Source organism: Psychrobacter immobilis (assembly GCF_904846175.1).
Taxonomy (GTDB): domain Bacteria; phylum Pseudomonadota; class Gammaproteobacteria; order Pseudomonadales; family Moraxellaceae; genus Psychrobacter; species Psychrobacter immobilis_E.
Map to the genome: position 1 here is coordinate 378629 of NZ_CAJGZM010000001.1, position 14267 is coordinate 392895.

A 14267-nucleotide genomic window follows, 5' to 3' on the forward strand; every position below is an offset into this window, starting at 1 on the left:
TTGTCGTGCTATCTATTGATAACAGCGCAGCAGCGTAAATCATCATTTATAGTTAATAGCTTATCATAATAGGCAAAGCTCTGAGCTTCGTTGATAACGAGGATTGATATTAAATGATGATATTAAGTATTGTTATTGACTATAAAAATTGAAACAGTAAGCGCAACAACCTCACCCATTTTGACTGAAATTTGCTACAATACGCCCAATTTTGAGTTACTATTTTACTAAGCTTTATAATGACTAATCACCAAGTCTTATACAGGCTGATTTTATTAATATAATGAGAGCATGTTATGGGTTTTAATTGCGGCATTGTCGGTCTACCAAACGTGGGTAAATCCACCCTGTTTAACGCCTTGACCAAAGCGGGTATCGCCGCTGAAAACTTTCCCTTTTGTACCAAAGATCCCAATACAGGTATCGTACCTGTGCCAGATCCACGCCTGAAAAAACTGGCTGATATCGTCAAGCCTGAGCGCGTATTACCAACGACCATGGAGTTTGTTGATATCGCAGGTTTGGTTGCTGGTGCCTCAAAAGGCGAAGGTATGGGTAACCAATTCTTAGCCAATATCCGTGAGACCGATGCGATCGCCCACGTGGTACGCTGCTTTGATGATGACAATGTCGTCCACGTTGACGGTCGTGTCAGCCCTATTGATGATATCGAAACCATCAATACCGAATTGGCCTTGGCCGATTTGGAAGCCGTTGAGCGCGCTATCCACAACTTAAGCAAAAAAGCCAAAGGCGGTGATAAAGACGCGAGCGCCATGCTTGATATTTTCAAAAAAATCGAGCCATTATTAGCGGAAGGTCAGGCCGCTCGCGGTGCCAATCTAGACAAAGACGAACAAAAACTCATCAGAAGTTATGGTCTTATTACCCTAAAACCAACCATGTATATCGCTAACGTTGCTGAAGACGGTTTTGAAAATAATCCATATTTAGATGCAGTCCGTAACTATGCCACTGGCGAAGACTCTATTGTCATTGCCTTATGTAACCAAATCGAATCTGAAATTGCTCAGCTTGATGAAGATGACAAAAAAGATTTCCTAGCTGAAATGGATATGGAAGAAGCGGGCCTTGACCAAGTGATTCGCGGTGGTTATGATTTGCTTGATATGCAAACTTACTTCACTGCAGGCGTTAAAGAAGTTCGCGCTTGGACAGTCGCTGTTGGCGCAACCGCTCCTGAAGCCGCTGGTGTGATTCATACCGACTTTGAACGTGGTTTTATCCGCGCTGAAGTGATTGCTTATGATGACTTTATCGAATACAACGGTGAAAAAGGCGCTGCAGCAGCTGGTAAATCACGCTTAGAAGGCAAAACCTATATCGTGCAAGATGGCGACGTGATGCATTTCCGCTTTAACGTTTAACTTTTTACATTAACTAGCGTATTGCGTGTTTACACAGTCTTAGTAGAGAACAACCAAAAGCCAGCCTCGTTGCTGGCTTTTTTTATTATAATAAAGGAAGAGCATTGGGATAACTAACCCCACCAAAGCAACAATAAAATAAAATGATAAAAATAATGGACTATAAACTATGACTGCTTCTGTTAATCAAGTACTTAATCCCAGTGACCATTGGGCAAAGCTATTTAGCGCCCAACGTTTAGGTAGTAATAAAAAAGCCCCTGCGCAAGACAGCGCACGTTCCTCCTTTCATAAAGATTACGACAGGCTGGTGTTTTCACACTCCTTTCGTCAGTTGAATCAAAAAACCCAAGTCCATCCCCTGACCAATCAGCTAGGCATTCATACCCGCTTAACGCATTCGCTAGAAGTTTCTTGTATTGGGCGCTCTTTGGGCATCATGGCGTCAGAAAAGCTGCATGATAAATTAGATGGCGGTTTACCAAATGGTGTCGCGCCCGCTGATGTCGGCGTCATTGTCCAAGCCGCATGCCTTGCGCATGATATCGGCAACCCGCCGTTTGGTCATGCCGGAGAGTACGCCATTCGTGACTGGTTTATGCATCCTGACCGTCAAAAAGTTTTGCAAAATCTAAACAGTAATGAGCAGTTAGACTTGCTCGCTTATGAAGGTAATGCGCAGGGATTTCGCATCCTTGCCCGCAATGAGCATCATCCTGATATGGGTGGTATGCGCCTAACCTGTGCCACTTTGGGCGCGTTTATGAAATACCCTTGGCTTGCGACCCATAGCAATGGTGTTTATCAAGACAGCTCTATTTATCAAGGCGGTCCCACCACTAGCATGCAAAAATTTGGCTGCTTTTATAGTGAGGCGGCGCAATTAGAAGAGCTAGCAGCACGTTTACATCTCCCGCGCTCCGAGCAGCACGATGGCTTTGCTCGTCATCCACTGGCTTATTTATTAGAAGCGGCAGACGATATCTGCTATGCGTTGATAGACTTAGAGGATGGTATCAATTTGAATATGCTAACCTATACGGAGGTAGCAGCTATTTTTTATGAGTTGATTGGCGAGCACCCTAATCATCTCAATCTACCAACGCAAGTGTCAGTTAGGCAGCATTTGGCATCGCTGCGAGCACGGGCAATGATGCGTTTGGTCAATGCAGTCACCGATGCCTTTGTAGCCAACAGGGACGCTTTGCTGGCAGGGACGCTACATGGCAGCCTATTTACCCATTGTGATGCAACCGTACAAAGCGGCATCAACCAAGCTAAGCAATTGGCGCGTGAAAAGATATTCAACCACCCAAGCAAAGTACGGATGGAGCTGATGGCCAATCAATGTCTTCAGCGCCTGCTCGATGCTTTTATGCCATTGGCTTGGGTAAATGAGACCAGCACTTCGATGACTCAAATGTCCTTTGAGCAGCAGCGTTTGCTAAAATTACTACAGCCGCATCTTGATGAGCATCGTCGTGTCCTAGCTGATAACACATATGATAATATGCTTAATGTCTTAGACTTTATCACTGGTATGAATGACCATGAAGCGTATCGATTGGCGCAAGAGCTACAAGGACATTGGGGCACCATTGTCTAAGCAGTAAGTTTTAAATCAATAGGTTTTAAATTAATAGCTTTAAAACTCAGTCTAGAAGCAATTTAAAACCGAGCCAAACCTCAGTTTAAGAAAACCATCAACGATAATCATCTATTTTATTCGTATTTTCACAATGAAATGAGTATGATAGACATCTATCAGGTAATTTTGAAATATTATGAGTAGTCGCGAACAAAAGAAACTTCAAACTCGGCACGCTTTTTTCAATGCGGTGCTCGATTTATGTATGACAGGACAGTCTTTTAGCTCAATCAGTCTCAGACAAGTCACGCGCGAGGTTGGTGTGGTGCCGACGGCGTTTTATCGCCATTTTGATGATATGGAATCGCTTGGTCGCGCCTTGGTTATCGAAGAGTTGGGCGGAACGCTTGCAACCTTAAGTGAAAACTTGCAAATTGGGCGCAAACGCAGTTTTGAGCGTCAAATTGCTAAAAGTATTCAGATGTTTTTATATATGGTCAGCGAGCAGCCTTGCTACTGGCAATTTTTAGTGAGTGAACGCTATGGCGGCTCAGAAGCGGTACGTAAAGCCATCAACGAGCTGATTAAAAAGCACGGACAAAGCCTAGCAGAGGATTTAGCCCTCCAGCCTGCCTTTAACCATATCAATACTTATGACCGTCGGCTGCTGGCTGAAGCTGGGGTCAATATGTTCTTTTCTTGGATTATTGACTGGCTAGAGCTGACCTATACCGAAGACCACGATGATGAGGTCGATTTGGCTGAGATAGAAAAGAAAAAGCAGTTGATGCTGCATAACTGTACTCGGCAAGCACAGATGCTGTTTTATGGTGCTTACAACTGGAAGTCTACCGAAGAAACCCGTTTAAGTGATTAATTAGGCTTAATTTTTAAGAGTGGTTTAATAGTGGTTATCTATAACCATCAAAAACTTGGTCGAAATGCCCAAAGTCGTTGCGTTACCACGCGTACCTCTTTGGGCTTTTTATTATCAGTATCTTGAGTGTTTTTAGCATTACCATCAGCGTTATTAGCATTATTACTATTTTCATTACTGTTATTATTACGGCTATTTGCTTTTTCACTATCAGCGGCCGTTTTGCTAATAATAATAGTCGCAAAGCGTTGTCTTGCCTCATCAACAGTCGCATTATCACTTGCGGTAATAAGCGCCATAAAGGCTTGGCTATCAACCGCTAATAATGGTGTTAACGCTTTGCGCTGCTCTTCTTTTACACTACTTAATATCGGCAACTGCCAGACATCATCAATAGAGCTAAATGCTTGTTTTGCTCGCAACTCAATAACGCTCTGCATTTGCTGACTGCTCGCACCCTCTGCCAAAGCGGCCAGCAAGACGGGACTGGCGGTATTAATATTAATGGGTAAATAATACGGCACCGCGGTGATATAGGGACGTAGTGCCGCTAATACTTCCGTATTAACGCCCTTCACCTCGGCTAATTGATCAATACTAAGCAATGCTTGATTGGGTAGATTTTTATCCGCGCCGCGATTAGACTGCTGAGCATAAACCACACTTTCATCACCGCCATCTTGATAGACCTCGCTATCGGCATCTTGATAATCAAGGACAGCAATGGCGATATCAGGTTCTAAATTTAGCTGTGTAAGCAACCTTTGAAAGACTGCCAAGGCAGCAGTATCAACGGCGCCATTGTGATATAAATTATTAATATTAAAACGACTGCCCTCATCGCGTAATTCGATGCCAATGCTATGTCCGCCTAACGTATAAGGCGGTATTGGCTGCGCCCAAATATCCTGCATGCTATCAGTGTCATTTAATTTAGCATCAGCACGAATGAGAGTGACAGCCAAGTGTTGACCTGCATTGATATCTTGTAAGAGTTGGTTTTGATCAAACAATAAGCCGCTGCGCCTAATGGCAATCTTTTGACTGGCAAGCATCGCCCCTGCAACCACAGTAATACTGACTACCAATAATAAGATAGTCAGTAGTGCAACTCCACGTTGGGAGTTGGCATTCATGGGTGCAACTGGCTTCATTGCTAGCTTACTTAGCATAAATAGCCTCTATCATTGACCAAATGGGGCATTTTCATTACTGCTGCCTGAATTATTATCTGCTATATTGCCATCAGCTTCGTTATTAGTGCCGCCATTACTGTTGCCGTTATTGTTGTTACCGCTATTACTATCATTGCCATTAGGGTTATTAGCATTAGGATTGTTAGGAATATTTTTATTACTGGTATTTGTACTGACATTTGGTATTGGCTGCGGAGTAAGTGCCCATTGCCAAGTAATCGGCATATCCTGATAAGTAAAGTTAAGCGCAATCCCTTTTGGTAACAGCATAATCTCAGACGTTTTATTGTCTGAATTCGCCAACTGCCCTGATGCTGCATTGTTATTATTGCTGCTGTCTTTATTGGGAAATTTGGCGCTTACTTCAGGTAAATAAGCTTGCCAGCGCCCAGCCGTCACACCTTCAAGCAATACACTATCTAAGCTTATGCTGTCACTGCCAAGACTGGTATATTGACGGCGAATTAAGCGTTCATCAGCAAAAATGTATTCGATATGCCGCACACTAGCGCTGCTTTGATAACGTGGGTCAGGGTCGGCAAAACGAACAAAGCTGATACGTGCGCCGTCTAGACTCATAAAGGGTTCAGGCGCTAGTGCGTTTTCTTGATTGCTATTATTAGTATTATCGTTTCCGGTATTATTAATTAAGGAATTAGCACCTTGCGTATCCACTGCCTGATAGGGAATCATTTGATTCATGTCTTGTTGTAATTGCAAATAGGCATATTGCAAAACTGCTAAATTATCAGCATGAAATTGCGCACGTTCACGAGCACGGGTAACGCCATCAAATACCTGCCAACCTGCAACCGCCAGCATGGCAAATATCGCCATCGCCACCATCAGCTCAAGCAAGGTGAATCCATGATTTGATTTCATGGATTACCTCCATTAGGGTTTAATGAACTCAAATCCAAACTACCAACCTCTTGCTCAGCGTTACTTAGTATCACGTTGATATCCGTCACCGCGCTGCGTGTCTGTCCATCTATAATGGGAGCAACAGTAATATTCACCTGTTTTAATGCGGGTGTGATGGAATCTGTGGCGGTCATCGTCACTTGCCAATCGCGACCTTGAGCATTGATAGTTTGGGTTTTGTTAGCCGTAAGCCACGTATCTTGAATACGCAAATCTGCTGCGGCGTTTTGTGCCACGAACTGCGCCAGTGTGCGTGTGCGCAATACATCGACTGAGCTTAAATACGCACTACTCGCACGACTAGCAGCGACGGCAACGACGGCTAGAATCGCTAAGGCAACCATGACCTCAATTAGGGTAAATCCGCCCTCATGCTTTGATATAACGGGCTTTGGGTTTATGTAGGTAGGTTTGGCTTTATCGTTATCTATCATTAGCTACAGCCCTTGTCCTATCGACATACTGCCATCAGGCATAATCGTAATGACCTCGCCTACCAAACGTGAATTATGACGCACTTCAATCGTCACTGGCGTTGCTTGCCCTGTGCCGAACCATAGCACTTGTGGTACGTTTTGGTCGGTGAACCACGGCTGCAGCGCTTGCGTTTGTCCTGCGTTTGACCGGTTACCTGCATCTAGGCTTTGGACGCTTAAACTCACGCCATTAGGTAAGGTAGGCAGGCTAACTTCTGGCTCAATATTCCAGCTTGGTATAGGTTCTTTATCTGAAGCGGCAGCTGACATACTTTTCAAATTTGCTGACAACTCCATGGCGTTCTTAGGTGTTCTGTCTCCACTAGAAGAGGTGGAAGCCTGAGTTTGATAAGCAACATAAGGATTAGATAGAGTGACAATGACAGGCGTGACTTGACCTTGCTTATTGGCTTGTAAACTTAGACCCATAGGTTGCATGCGCTCAGCCGATAAAAGCCTTACATAGCTCAATGAATCCGTTAAATGCTCATAAAAAGCACGGTTTTTACGTGATTCACTGCTACCAACTGATAAGCTCATCATGCCAGCAAATATAGATAAAATGACCACCACTACCACGATTTCAACAAGGGTAAATCCCGCTTGCCCGATGCGACTGCGTACGTTAGGAGCTGCTATTGAGAAAATCGAGGAAGTCGGTTTTGACATACAGAAGTCATCTAGAATGGCGTCATTTGATTAGAAATAACACTGAATTGGGTGGTATAAGTATGGTGTAGATAAAACGATAGATATGACTGATTAAAAAAATAAATCTGTACAGATTTTAGAAGATAAATTTAACGTGCTGCCATACAGAATATAACAACACGGATTTTTATAAAAGAATAGCGGCTTATGTTCAAAATATAATAACAAGCTAGTAATTGGTATTACGGTGCTCTTCTGACTCAGTCTCTATTTGCTCTACCAATTCTTGCATATCTTCATCCATCACCTCGTCATCAATAGCTGGATAATGGCTTGGTAACTCAAGCATTTGCTGAACAAAGGCATAACGCAAAGTATCACGGCGACCTAAGTAGCGCTGATAAAAACTTGAGTTTAATAATCCCGCGCCGCCTTGACCCATTGCCCAAATTGAGGACAAATAATCACGCGTACTTAAGCTACTATGCTGCTCTTGTAAATACGCGCTGATAATATCAATCAAACGCTTCATACGCTGACGGCGAATATCATAAAGCTCGCCGAATAAACGGTTCAGACCCGTGACTGATGCTGCCAAACGCTCTTCGATTTGGTTAAGCAGCATGGCTTTTTGTGGATTAAATAACTGCTGAAAAATCATCCGCGCGACGCCTGCCGACGGACAGTCATCAATACGATTAATCTCAAATAACTGCTCTTCATAACGGATAATAATACGCAGGTAGAGCTCATCTTTACTGGAGAAATGCTTATATAAGGTGCCTTTAGCCAAATCAAGCTGGTCCGCCAAACTGTCCAAAGTGATATCACCATCGCCTGACTCAAGTAGCAATTGCTCTGCCATCGCTAAGATATTCTCTTCTCGTACCTTGAACTGGTGCTGACGACTCATAATTTCTCCTAAAAACTGACAATATCATGCATATGACCGTCCCTTATATCAGTATATTGGCAGCGCGCGAATTAACTGTATAACAGCTACGCCAATACCATCAAAGGAAATATGCTTATGTTTGCTAAATAGTCATTAATAATCATGCAGTTAGGTTTAGTCTTAAAAATAATTCAAACACCAAACCCCAAGACTAGTTAATAAATGACTGATTAGTCATAGCATAACCATTTTAGTGATACTGTGCCAGTAAATTTTCAAAGTTTTTTGCAGTCAGTGCGCCGACTTCCTCGCCACTACAGCCATACATCTCAGCAAGATAACTTGCCACGTATGGCACGTATGCTGGCTCATTTGGTCGACCACGTTTAGGGACAGGCGCTAAATACGGGCTATCAGTTTCGATAAGTATTCTATCTTTGGGCATATTTTTTGCTGCATCTTGAATCATTTGCGCACTTTTAAAGCTAACAATCCCTGAGAATGAAATATAAAACCCTAAGTCCAAAGCCCGTTTTGCGGTTTCCCAATCTTCAGTAAAGCAATGAATAATACCGTGTGCAGCGCTTTCTGCTTTTAGGATATCAAGCGTATCTTCTTTGGCGTCACGCATATGCACGACTAGGGGTTTCTTCAAACTTTGGCTGGCATGAATATGACGCACAAGGCTGGCTTGTTGCTCTTTTTTGTTTTCTGTCGACCAATAATAATCCAGCCCGGTTTCCCCTATCGCCCACACATGCTCAGCATCAGCCGTTTTTATCAGGCGCTCGACCGTCGCTGACTGCAATACGCCGATGTCTTCACAAGGATGAATACCGACACTCATACCAAGATGTAGCGTCTCGTCATTATAAGTACTGACAATATTGGCAATCTCATCATATTCAGCGAAATCACACATAATGGCCATTGCACGGGTGACATTGGCTTCTTTCATCGCAGCAATTGCGCCGGACAATTGACCATCATACTTGGTTAAATCCAAACGGTTAAGATGGCAATGGCTATCAGTAAACATAAACAATCTCGTTAATAAAAATCAATAAATGGAATTTTTTAGAATAAGAATTTAGTAATCGTAATAGTATTAATTGTTCTGATAAGCATGCTTTTCAAGTCGTGTTTAAAAACACCTTTATAAGTATTTTTAAATCTTTTTATTATCAGAGTATTTTTTTAAAGAATACCTTTTTAAAGAGCTTACATTTAGAGGGCAGTTATCAATGCAGTTATCAATTTAATGGCACCACGCGCATTACTTCTTCTATGGTGGTTACGCCTTCGCTAATACGCTTTGCTCCTGATAAACGCAGTGGCTGTACGCCTTCACGGTAGGCTTGCTGCTTAAGCACATCTAAATTAGCATCGGCTGCGACCAGTTTCTTTAGCTCATTCGATAATGGCATAATCTCGTATAGCCCAACGCGACCTTGATAACCCGTATGGCGACAGTGCTCGCAGCCCTGCGCCTTATAAACTTGTGCTGGCACTGGGGCGCGCCAAGGCTGTACCAATTCTTGCCATTGAATAGCTATTTCACTATCTGCTTCCACATCAACTGCTTGCTTACAATGCGGGCATAATATCCGTAATAAGCGCTGCGCCATGACGCCCAATATCGTTGCTGAGGTTAAAAACGGCTGAATACCCAAATCGTGCAGACGAGTGATAGAGCTTGGTGCGTCGTTGGTATGTAGCGTTGAGAGCACCAAATGCCCAGTCAAGGATGCTTGTACTGCCATATTTGCGGTCTCAGCATCACGAATCTCACCAACCATAATGATATCTGGATCTTGACGCATCAAAGAGCGAATACCGTCGGCGAAATGCAAATCAACGCCTGGATTGACCTGCATTTGATTAAAGGCTGGCTCAATCATTTCAATCGGGTCTTCAATAGTACAAACGTTGACCTGCTCAGTGGCGAGCTGCTTAAGGGTACTATATAAAGTGGTGGTTTTACCCGAACCCGTCGGACCAGTGACCAATATAATGCCATTTGGATGCGCGGTCAGCTCATGCCAAGTTTCCAACTGCTTACCCGATAAGCCAAGCTGTGCAAATGAGCGCACCAGTACTTCTGGGTCAAATACCCGCATCACAAGCTTTTCACCAAAAGCGGTCGGCATGGTAGAGAGGCGCAGTTCCGTCTCTAACCCTTTTGGTGTCCGCGTCTTTAAACGTCCATCTTGTGGTTTGCGTTTTTCTGCCACATTCAGCCGCCCTAGTATTTTAATACGTGCGGTCACCGCCACTATAATAGCGAGCGGCATCTCATACACACTATGCAGCACTCCATCAATACGAAAGCGCACCTTGCCTGTCTCGCGGCGTGGCTCTAGATGAATATCACTAGCACGCTGCTCAAAGGCATATTGCAACAGCCAATCGACCACTTTGACAATATGTTGGTCATTGGCATCGGGATTGGCATTATCGCCTAGCTGCAGCAAAGCTTCGACGTTGGTGACGTCCGCGGCGGCGCGCTTATGTAAGGAGTTTGCCCCTGCAATCGCTTGCGTGACTTGATAAAACTCTTGCCGATAGCGATTGATTTGCTCAGGATTAATAAAGACCGTACGATAGCTTTTTGACTTTATGAGCTTTTCAATATTGCCATGCCAATCGGTATAAAACGGTTGATCGGTACCAATAACCACCTCATCAAGTGTCACTTCAATCGGTAAAATATGCTGCGATCGCGCATACTCAAACGACATTAGTCGCGTCACTGCCGGTACATCGACCTTTAACGGATCAATACGAACTAGCGGCATATCTGCTTTGGCAGCCAACCATTGATTGAGCCACGCCAGCGTTAATTTATTCTCAGAATTACTATCAAGCGCATGACCATTTGGTAGCCCAAACTCACTAATCGTCAAGAGCGGATGCTGCGCCTTATTACGGCGGCTGGTAATGACGAGATTATAGCCCCGCTGATCAATCACCCTGTCTGCCAACAATTCATCTAGGCACCAACGTAAATCAATCACTATCGAATATTTTTGAGCAGGCATAGTTGTCTTCTTCTATGGTTTAGAGCATTTGGTCGGCGGCGATATTTACTATAACTCTGATATTTACTTTAATTCTATTATGACAATATTCGTTATTTGTAATTCACCTGATTCCAGCAATTGAAAGCTGACATCAACAGACTTATAGCGCATGACAAATGACGTATTTATATCGCTGCGACGATAAGCAGGACGCGGGTCTTGTGCAATTAATGCTTTGATATTATCGAGATCATCTATAAGCAGCTGTTTCTGCGTTTTATAAATAACCGCTTCGACCGTTAGTTTTTCATTTTGAGTATTTTCTATTTTATTATAAATATGTTGCTTATCTATAATTTGTAAAAATTGCTTATAGGCAAATTCAGTGATTACCGCATCTAACAGATGCGGCGCAGCGGGCGCAAAGCCACTTTTTGCTTCAAGTAGCGCATCACTATAAGCCACATAAGGCTTGATATCGATGATTGGTGTACCATCTATCATATCAGCACCGCTAATGATAAGTAACACTCGCCCTTCTACAATCTCAATGCGTTCAATTTTTACCACAGACAATCCAAGCGCGGATGGACGATACATACTGCGACTGGCAAACACGCCGATTTTTTGATTGCCACCCAAGCGTGGCGGGCGAACTTGCGGGCGAAAAGCGCTATCGACTTTCTCTTGCTGATTATGGTTATCTAAACTGGTCTGCTTGTCTTTATATAACTTGTCTTTATATAGATAGTTATGATGAAACTGCCAACTGACCCAAATGTGGCTAAAATCTTCCAATCCGATAAATGCGGCTGGCGTATCATACGGCGTGAGCATCTCAATCACACTGGTAAGCGCCACCAAATTTGGCTGCCTTGGGGCGCCAAATTTTTGCGACAGCGGTGCACGGTGGTAGCCAATAATAGGCGAAATATGATGGCTTAAATGTGCCGTAGTCTGACAAGTCATAAATCCAATCCCAAAAAATAAATGGCTGATAATAAATGGCACGCGCCAATCATAGAAAATTATTCGCTAACGATATTCCATTTTATCATGCTACAGACAGGCAGCCAGACGGATTTTTACTTTAAAGTTTGTTATGATGAGCGAGAAATTTATTGAGAATGGCTTGCATTCATACAGTTGCACTCACAAAGCCTTCATTCATAAAGTACGGGCATCAAGACTTACTCTTATGAACAAGGCTGATTTGATAAAACCTGACGTCTTATAAAACTTGATAATAATGTTAAAATAACGGTTTTTTGCTGGCGTCATTTGCTTGTCTGACTCAATAAACGCTTTATTTTATTAAAACGTTACATAACGTTGAACTTATTAAACTTTTTTATTTAACACAGATTTCAATTGGCGAATACACATTACCACTTACTAACGAGGGCTTTATGTCAAAACTCCGCACCGAAACGGTCACAGAGGTTCATCATTGGAATGACTCTCTATTCAGCATTAAAACCACGCGTGACGATGGCTTACGCTTCCGTAATGGCGAGTTTGCGATGATTGGTATCGTTGTCGATGGTAGACCGCTATTGCGCGCTTACTCGATTGCCAGCCCTAATTATGAAGAGCATCTGGAATTTTTCTCTATTAAAGTACAAGACGGTCCATTGACCTCGCGTTTGCAGCATATCAAAGTGGGCGATGAGTTATTGGTCAGTAAAAAACCGACTGGCACTTTGGTACTAGATGATTTATTACCGGGTAAGCATTTATATATGCTATCAACCGGTACAGGGCTTGCGCCATTTTTAGCCTTGTCACGTGACCCTGAAGTCTATGAGCGTTTTGATAAGATTATTTTGGTACACGGCGTACGTCAGGTCAAAGACTTGGCTTATCGCGAGATGTTCGAAGAAGAACTGCCAAACGACGAAATATTTGGTGAAGAGTTTCGCGAGAAGTTTATCTACTACCCTACGGTCACCCGTGAAGAGTTTAGAAATACCGGCCGTATCACTGACCTGATGAAGTCTGGTAAATTTTTTGAAGATATTGGTCTGCCCCCTATGAATAAAGACGACGACCGTGTCATGATTTGCGGTAGTATGCCGTTTAACGCTGAAGTGTCAGCGATTTTGGACGATTTTGGTCTCACCGTTTCTCCACGCATGGGTGTACAAGCGGATTATGCTGTCGAACGCGCCTTCGTTGGTTAAAATGAATTTTTATCGTAAATATGATAAATAATTCTTGACGCTCGAAAATAGGCTGCTATAATACGCAGCCTATACAGAGATAACCCTGTAGCCCAATTCGATACAGTCTAGCATTAAAGACTTTATCACCTAACACGCCGGTGTGATGGAATTGGTAGACATGACGGATTCAAAATCCGTTGCCTTTAAAAGCGTGTCGGTTCAAGTCCGACCACCGGTACCATATACGAAACCCTCGCAATCTATCGATTGCGAGGGTTTTTTATTGCTTGCTGTTTAAAAATATACTTCTTATCAAAAAAACGACCACGCTAATTAGCTTAGCGTGGTTGTTTTTTAACAGTGGAAAGTATATTCAATTCTACTCGGCTTCATCCAACAATTTATTAACCGCATCTGCCATGGCGTCATCTATGATGCTGTCTTCTATATAGTCCACTAGCTCATGGATAGTGGTCAAATCCATTTCCCGAATACCCAAGCTTGCCAATTGCTCATTAATAGATGCCAAGCTCTCAGTATCTTCAGCATTATCTAATAACTGCTCATCAAAACTGTCACTGACAAACCAGTATATTTTTTCTAACAAACTCTCTCTTTTAGTCAAGGTAGAATAATTATCACCATGAATAAACAAATTAAAATGATAAGGCATTTCTACCTCATTGATAAAAAAAGTACGCTTACATTCTAGGGTATAGGCTTGTACTTGTTTCTCTTCAGCGCTTTCGCTCTCTACTTCGCTGTCATCTTGTTCAATCTCTTCTTCTACCAAGCCTTCTAATATTTGATAGTGCCCGACTTTGACTTTGTGATTATAAATAATGCAAGAGTCAGCAATAGCATCGAAAATCACAGCACTGATATCTAAGGTATGGTCGTCGATATCATAAAAAGCTTTTAAAAAAGGTAAGAACTCTGTAAGTTTGTTTTCTGGCACTTCGGTCAGAAACTGCTGCTCGTAAATGGTAATCATGTCTTCAGGCGAATAGGTATTGGCGGTATTGGTCTCATTTCTGCCCGTTGGTTGCAAAGGTATAAGATTATATGGATTATTATTGGTCAT

13 protein-coding genes and 1 tRNA gene are annotated in these 14267 nt (G+C 42.8%); 5 read left to right on the forward strand and 9 right to left on the reverse strand.

The window, feature by feature from the left end; all coding sequences use genetic code 11:
• Positions 1–296 precede the first annotated feature (296 nt).
• The 3 genes from ychF (at position 297) to JMW39_RS01555 (ending at position 3853) form a co-directional block, all read left to right on the forward strand.
• Entirely contained in the window at positions 297–1388 is a 1092-nt protein-coding gene (ychF, locus tag JMW39_RS01545) for a redox-regulated ATPase YchF (protein WP_201543162.1), read from the forward strand.
• A 169-nt stretch (positions 1389–1557) separates the two neighbouring features.
• Complete coding sequence (locus JMW39_RS01550) at positions 1558–2994, forward strand: deoxyguanosinetriphosphate triphosphohydrolase (RefSeq protein ID WP_201543163.1); 1437 nt, start codon at positions 1558–1560, stop codon at positions 2992–2994.
• A 178-nt stretch (positions 2995–3172) separates the two neighbouring features.
• Entirely contained in the window at positions 3173–3853 is a 681-nt protein-coding gene (locus JMW39_RS01555; RefSeq protein ID WP_201543164.1) for a TetR family transcriptional regulator, read from the forward strand.
• A gap of 47 nt (positions 3854–3900) precedes the next feature.
• Here the strand turns inward: JMW39_RS01555 and gspK are convergent, their stop codons facing one another.
• The 8 genes from gspK to JMW39_RS01595 all read right to left on the reverse strand — a co-directional run bounded on the left by gspK (position 3901) and on the right by JMW39_RS01595 (position 11987).
• A complete protein-coding gene (gene gspK / locus JMW39_RS01560; protein WP_227679127.1) occupies positions 3901–5025 on the reverse strand; it encodes a type II secretion system minor pseudopilin GspK in 1125 nt (374 codons plus the stop codon).
• Positions 5026–5037: 12 nt separating this feature from the next.
• Complete coding sequence (gene gspJ, locus JMW39_RS01565; RefSeq protein WP_201543165.1) at positions 5038–5931, reverse strand: type II secretion system minor pseudopilin GspJ; 894 nt, start codon at positions 5929–5931, stop codon at positions 5038–5040.
• Complete coding sequence (gspI, locus tag JMW39_RS01570) at positions 5928–6407, reverse strand: type II secretion system minor pseudopilin GspI (protein WP_201543166.1); 480 nt, start codon at positions 6405–6407, stop codon at positions 5928–5930. Before gspI ends, gspJ begins: the two co-directional genes overlap by 4 nt.
• 3 nt (positions 6408–6410) lie before the next feature.
• The gene (locus tag JMW39_RS01575; RefSeq protein ID WP_201543167.1) at positions 6411–7118 is read right to left on the reverse strand and encodes a prepilin-type N-terminal cleavage/methylation domain-containing protein; all 708 of its coding nucleotides are present in this window, start codon (positions 7116–7118) and stop codon (positions 6411–6413) included.
• A 211-nt stretch (positions 7119–7329) separates the two neighbouring features.
• Positions 7330–8013 carry a TetR/AcrR family transcriptional regulator gene (locus JMW39_RS01580; RefSeq protein WP_201543168.1) on the reverse strand — a complete coding sequence of 228 codons (684 nt, stop codon included), beginning with the start codon at positions 8011–8013 and terminating at the stop codon, positions 7330–7332.
• Positions 8014–8245: 232 nt separating this feature from the next.
• The gene (locus JMW39_RS01585) at positions 8246–9034 is read right to left on the reverse strand and encodes a TatD family hydrolase (protein WP_201543169.1); all 789 of its coding nucleotides are present in this window, start codon (positions 9032–9034) and stop codon (positions 8246–8248) included.
• A gap of 214 nt (positions 9035–9248) precedes the next feature.
• Entirely contained in the window at positions 9249–11036 is a 1788-nt protein-coding gene (locus JMW39_RS01590; protein ID WP_201543170.1) for a GspE/PulE family protein, read from the reverse strand.
• Positions 11037–11099: 63 nt separating this feature from the next.
• Complete coding sequence (locus JMW39_RS01595) at positions 11100–11987, reverse strand: SAM-dependent methyltransferase (RefSeq protein ID WP_201543171.1); 888 nt, start codon at positions 11985–11987, stop codon at positions 11100–11102.
• A gap of 440 nt (positions 11988–12427) precedes the next feature.
• Between JMW39_RS01595 and JMW39_RS01600 the strand changes: the two genes are divergently transcribed.
• Together JMW39_RS01600 and JMW39_RS01605 are read left to right on the forward strand one after the other, a co-directional pair.
• Entirely contained in the window at positions 12428–13201 is a 774-nt protein-coding gene (locus JMW39_RS01600) for a ferredoxin--NADP reductase (protein ID WP_201543172.1), read from the forward strand.
• Between the two features lie 136 nt (positions 13202–13337).
• Positions 13338–13424 (forward strand) — tRNA-Leu (locus tag JMW39_RS01605).
• Between the two features lie 138 nt (positions 13425–13562).
• Here the strand turns inward: JMW39_RS01605 and JMW39_RS01610 are convergent.
• Positions 13563–14267 (reverse strand): hypothetical protein, encoded by a 705-nt coding sequence (locus JMW39_RS01610; RefSeq protein WP_201543173.1) that lies wholly within the window; start codon positions 14265–14267, stop codon positions 13563–13565.

Bases quoted from the DNA above. Each gene is read 5' to 3' on its own strand.
- ychF (WP_201543162.1), top strand. From the start codon at position 297: ATGGGTTTTAATTGCGGCATTGTCGGTCTACCAAACGTGGGTAAATCC.
- JMW39_RS01550 (WP_201543163.1), top strand. From the start codon at position 1,558: ATGACTGCTTCTGTTAATCAAGTACTTAATCCCAGTGACCATTGGGCA.
- JMW39_RS01555 (WP_201543164.1), top strand. From the start codon at position 3,173: ATGAGTAGTCGCGAACAAAAGAAACTTCAAACTCGGCACGCTTTTTTC.
- gspK (WP_227679127.1), bottom strand. From the start codon at position 5,025: ATGCTAAGTAAGCTAGCAATGAAGCCAGTTGCACCCATGAATGCCAAC.
- gspJ (WP_201543165.1), bottom strand. From the start codon at position 5,931: ATGAAATCAAATCATGGATTCACCTTGCTTGAGCTGATGGTGGCGATG.
- gspI (WP_201543166.1), bottom strand. From the start codon at position 6,407: ATGATAGATAACGATAAAGCCAAACCTACCTACATAAACCCAAAGCCC.
- JMW39_RS01575 (WP_201543167.1), bottom strand. From the start codon at position 7,118: ATGTCAAAACCGACTTCCTCGATTTTCTCAATAGCAGCTCCTAACGTA.
- JMW39_RS01580 (WP_201543168.1), bottom strand. From the start codon at position 8,013: ATGAGTCGTCAGCACCAGTTCAAGGTACGAGAAGAGAATATCTTAGCG.
- JMW39_RS01585 (WP_201543169.1), bottom strand. From the start codon at position 9,034: ATGTTTACTGATAGCCATTGCCATCTTAACCGTTTGGATTTAACCAAG.
- JMW39_RS01590 (WP_201543170.1), bottom strand. From the start codon at position 11,036: ATGCCTGCTCAAAAATATTCGATAGTGATTGATTTACGTTGGTGCCTA.
- JMW39_RS01595 (WP_201543171.1), bottom strand. From the start codon at position 11,987: ATGACTTGTCAGACTACGGCACATTTAAGCCATCATATTTCGCCTATT.
- JMW39_RS01600 (WP_201543172.1), top strand. From the start codon at position 12,428: ATGTCAAAACTCCGCACCGAAACGGTCACAGAGGTTCATCATTGGAAT.
- JMW39_RS01610 (WP_201543173.1), bottom strand. From the start codon at position 14,267: ATGACCAATAATAATCCATATAATCTTATACCTTTGCAACCAACGGGC.